Source organism: Acidovorax sp. KPB24-07 (assembly GCF_057543315.1).
Genome location: NZ_BAAJYS010000305.1, coordinates 1 through 4,144, shown reverse-complemented (window position 1 = coordinate 4,144; position 4,144 = coordinate 1). Strand labels below are relative to the sequence as shown.

Here is a 4,144-nt window from a genome sequence, read left to right as displayed (position 1 = left end):
CAGTGCACCGGGGCCGGGGTGCCAGTGCCCTGCGATGAAGTTGGCGCTGCGGATCAGGTCGGGGCGGTGGAGAGTCAGGGGCAGGGTCAGGGGCATGGCAAGGACAGAATGGGGTTGGAATGAAATCGGGCTCCAGTGCAAATAACACTAGGGCATCTTGCTATCAATTTTGTAGTGATGGTGCCTGGCCCGGTTCAGCCAGGATCAGCTCACGATGCCCAGGTGCCACGGCACGAATTCGTGGTCGCCCAGGCCCAGCAGCTCGCTCTTGGTGGCGCCGCCGCTCGCGTGCCGCAGGATCTGCTCGAAGATGCGCTGGCCCATCTCCGGGACCGTCAGTTCGCCGTCCAGGATCACGCCGCAGTTGATGTCCATGTCTTCCTCCAGCCGCTTGTACATGGCCGTGTTGCTGGCCAGCTTGATCGTCGGCGCCGGCTTGCTGCCGAACATCGAGCCGCGCCCGGTGGTAAAGCAGATCAGCTGCGCGCCGCTGGCGATCTGCCCCGTGGCCGCCACCGGGTCGTAGCCCGGCGAATCCATGAAGACGAAGCCGCTCTCGTCGATGCGCTCGGCGTATTCGTACACCGCGCGCAGCGGCGTGGTGCCGCCCTTCATCGCCGAGCCGAGCGACTTTTCGAAGATGTTCGCCAGCCCCCCGGCCTGGTTGCCGTGGCCCACCACGCCGTTGAACTGCGCGTTCTGCCCGGCCGCGTAGCGCTCCCACCAAGCCAGGCGGTCCAGCAATTTTTGCCCCACCTCGGGCGTGACCGCGCGGCGCGTGAGCATGAACTCCACGCCGTGGATCTCCGGCGTTTCCGACAGGATGGCCGTGCCGCCGTGGCGCACCAGCACGTCCATCGCCGCGCCCAGCGCCGGATTGGCCGTGATGCCCGAGAACCCATCCGAGCCGCCGCACTCCAGCCCGATCTTGAGGTGGCTGGCGCTCACCGTGCTGCGCCGCGCGGCGTTGGCTGCGGGCAGCATCGCCTCGATCGCCTCCACGCCCGCGGCGATGGTGGCGCGCGTGCCGCCCACCTCCTGCATCACCAGCGTGCGCATCAGGCGCCCGCGCTGCAATCCTTGCGAATCCACCAGCCCATCGACCTGGTTGCGCTCGCAGCCCAGGCCCACGATCAGCACGCCCGCCAGATTGGGGTGGCGCGCATAGCCGGCGATCGTGCGGCGCAGCACGTCGAAATGCTCGCTGGGCGACGACATGCCGCAGCCGCTCGTCTGCGCGAACGCCACCACGCCATCGACGTGCGGGAAGGCCTTCATCCGCTCGGGCGTGAAGTGCGCGGCGATCTGCTTGATGACCGTGGCCGAGCAGTTCACCGACGACAGGATGCCGATGAAGTTGCGCGTGCCCACGCTGCCGTCCTCGCGCACGAAGCCCTGGAACGTGGCGCGCTCGGCTTGCGGCACATAGTCCACCGGCCGCACGTCCGCGCCGAAGGCCGGGTCGCGGTAGTAATCGACCAGCTCGATGTTGTGGCTGTGCACGTAGTCGCCCGGCTCCAGGTCGCGCGTGGCCACGCCGATCACCGTGTCGTACTTCTTCACCTGCTCGCCCTGCGCGATGCGCCGCGCGGCGATCTTGTGGCCCGCCGGCACCTGGGCGCGCGTGCGCACGCCCAGTTCGGCAATGGCCTGCCCGATCGCCAGCGCCGACTTGGCCACCAGCACGTTGTCGTTGGGGTGCAAGTGCAGCAGCGGGCTGTCGGTGGGGGCGGGGAGCGGCGCAATGGCGTTCATCGGTGGGGCTTTCGGGTGGGGGCGCTTCGGGAGGGGCGCTCTCTCGCAGGGTGGGGCGGCGCGGCGGCTGCGATGCCGCCGCCCGTTCGCTCGGCATCAGCTCTTCATCAGCTCGCGCAGCTTGAGCTTGTCGATCAGCACGGTCTCCTTGGCGTAGACCGTGTTCACGTATTTTTCGTAGTCGGGGCCGTCCAGGTAAAGCAGCGGCGCATCGAGCCGGTCGGCCACGGCCTTGAACTCGGGGCTCGCCACGGCTTGGCGGAAGGCCTCGCGCAGCTTCGCCGCAATGGCCGGGTCCAGCCCCTTGGGCGCGCCGATGCCGTTGGGCGCATCCACCACCACGTCGTAGCCCAGCTCGCGCAGCGTGGGCGTGTCCTTGAAGCGCGCGGTGCGCTGCTCGCCCCAGGTGGCCAGCAGGCGCAGCTTGCCGGCCTCGACATGCGGCGCCCATGAGCTGGAATCGGCCAGCGCATCCACATGGCCGCCCAGCACGCCCTGCAGCGCTTCGGCGCCGCCCTTGAACGGCACGTGGTTCAGGCGGATGCCCGCCACGCTGGCGAATTCTTCCATGCCCACGTGCGTGGCACCGCCCACCCCCGCGTGCGCATAGGTCACCTGGCCGGGGTTCGCCTTGGCGTGCTGCACGAAGTCCTGCAGCGTCTTGAACCGCGAATCGGCCGGCACCGCGATGCCGAAGGTCTGGCCCGAGGTGCGAGCGAGGTAGGTGAAGTCCTTGCGCGGATCGGCCTGCAGGGTGCCCAGTTGCGAGAACCGCGTGACCGAGATCGGGATCTGCCCGATCGTGTAGCCGTCCGGCCGGGCGGAGGCCAGGGCCTTCGAGCCGATCATGCCGGAGGCCCCGGCGCGGTTTTCCACCGCCACCGCCTGGCCCAGGATGCGGCCGGCCACCGTGCACAGAGTGCGCATCGACTGGTCGGCCGTGCCGCCGGCCGGCCAGGGGCAGATGAAGGTGATCGGGCGCTCGGGATAGCCGTTGGCCAGGGCGCGGGAGGGAAGGAGGGTGGACGTGGCGGCCAGCGCGGCCGCGCCGGCGGCGCCCAGCACGAACTGGCGCCGCTGCAAGGGGCGGGAAGAATTCATCGATGTCTCCGGTCTGTTTTTTATCGGGAAAGCACAGGCCGGATTCTTGGGCAGACAATCATTGCTTTCCAATGAATTAGCAGACTCGCTTCATAGCCTTTAGGTTATGAAGCCGAACGGCACCTTCCCCTTCGTTGAAAGGACGCACCGATGACCACCGAGCCGACCGAGGCCTTGCAGCAGGTGCTGCACCACGACATCCCGCTCACCCGCGACATGGGCCTGACCGTGCTGCGCTGGGAGGGCCACGCGCTGCACCTGCATTTGCCGTTGGAGCCCAACGTCAACCACAAAAGCACCATGTTCGGCGGCAGCCTGTATTGCGGCGCCGTGCTGGCCGGCTGGGGCTGGCTGCACCTGCGCCTGCGGGAGGCGGGCATCGAGGGCGGCCACATCGTGATCCAGGAGAGCCGCATCCGCTACCCGCTGCCCGTGCGCGGGGCCGCGGTGGCGATCTGCGAGGCGCCCGACCCGGCCTTGTGGCGCACCTTCATCACCACGTACCAGCGCCGCGGCCGCGCGCGGCTGGCGCTGCACACCCGCGTCCGGGCCGAGGGCAGCGAGGACGATTCGGTGCAGTTCACCGGGCAGTTCGTGCTGCACCGCTGACCGGAGCGGCGGCCAGCCCGTGCCGGCCTGTGCCCCGGTGCACGTGCTGCATCGCCCACCTGCGGCTTCCTTTCCTGTCCTTTCCTTCCACCACCTTCCACGCCCACGCCCCATGAGCCAGATCGACCGCGTTTTACGCTCCAACCTCAAGCTGCGGCACCTGCAGATGCTCGTGGCGCTGGACCAGTTTCGCCACGTCGGCCGCGCGGCGGATTTCCTCTCCGTCACCCAGCCCGCCGTCTCCAAGACGCTGGCCGAGATCGAGCGCATGTTCGGCCTGCCGCTGTTCGACCGCTCCACCCGCGGCACCGAGCCCACCGCAGCCGGTGCGAGCGTGGTGCGCTTCGCGCGGTCGGTGCTGGCTGGCTACGACCGCACCCGCGACGAGATCGCCGCCGAGGCCAGCGGCGCGCGCGGCCGCACCAGCGTGGGCGCCATGGTGGCCGCCACGCCCGTGCTGCTGGCGCAGGCGGTGGAACAGCTCAAGGCCCGGTCCCGCCACACCACCGTGCTGATCGAAGAGGGCGACCTGACGCGCCTGCTGCCGAAGCTGCGCCTGGGCGAGCTGGACCTGTTCGTCGGCCGCCTGGAGCCGGGCTACGCCTCGCCCGACCTGGAAACCGAGGCCCTCTACGACGACCCCATGGTCGCCGTCGTGCGACCGGGGCATCCCCTGGCC

Annotated in this window: 4 protein-coding genes; 2 read left to right on the top strand and 2 right to left on the bottom strand. The window is 69.3% G+C overall.

Going from position 1 to position 4,144, the window contains the following annotated elements; all coding sequences use genetic code 11:
* Nucleotides 1-204 precede the first annotated feature (204 nt).
* Nucleotides 205-1,755 carry a UxaA family hydrolase gene (locus tag AC27IQ_RS19800; protein ID WP_487090504.1) on the bottom strand — a complete coding sequence of 517 codons (1,551 nt, stop codon included), beginning with the start codon at nucleotides 1,753-1,755 and terminating at the stop codon, nucleotides 205-207.
* Between the two features lie 96 nt (nucleotides 1,756-1,851).
* Nucleotides 1,852-2,856, bottom strand: coding sequence for a tripartite tricarboxylate transporter substrate binding protein (locus AC27IQ_RS19795; RefSeq protein WP_284431531.1), 1,005 nt, complete (start codon nucleotides 2,854-2,856; stop codon nucleotides 1,852-1,854).
* Nucleotides 2,857-3,006: 150 nt separating this feature from the next.
* On the opposite strand from AC27IQ_RS19795, the gene AC27IQ_RS19790 reads away from it, so the two are divergent.
* Nucleotides 3,007-3,465: a thioesterase domain-containing protein gene (locus tag AC27IQ_RS19790; protein WP_487090503.1), complete on the top strand. Its 459-nt coding sequence runs from the start codon at nucleotides 3,007-3,009 to the stop codon at nucleotides 3,463-3,465.
* 112 nt (nucleotides 3,466-3,577) lie between these two features.
* A partial coding sequence (locus AC27IQ_RS19785; protein WP_487090502.1) for a LysR family transcriptional regulator occupies nucleotides 3,578-4,144 on the top strand: 567 nt, incomplete at its 3' end.

Excerpts from the sequence above, each read along its gene's own strand:
- AC27IQ_RS19800 (WP_487090504.1), bottom strand. The coding sequence starts at position 1,755 with ATGAACGCCATTGCGCCGCTCCCCGCCCCCACCGACAGCCCGCTGCTG.
- AC27IQ_RS19795 (WP_284431531.1), bottom strand. The coding sequence starts at position 2,856 with ATGAATTCTTCCCGCCCCTTGCAGCGGCGCCAGTTCGTGCTGGGCGCC.
- AC27IQ_RS19790 (WP_487090503.1), top strand. The coding sequence starts at position 3,007 with ATGACCACCGAGCCGACCGAGGCCTTGCAGCAGGTGCTGCACCACGAC.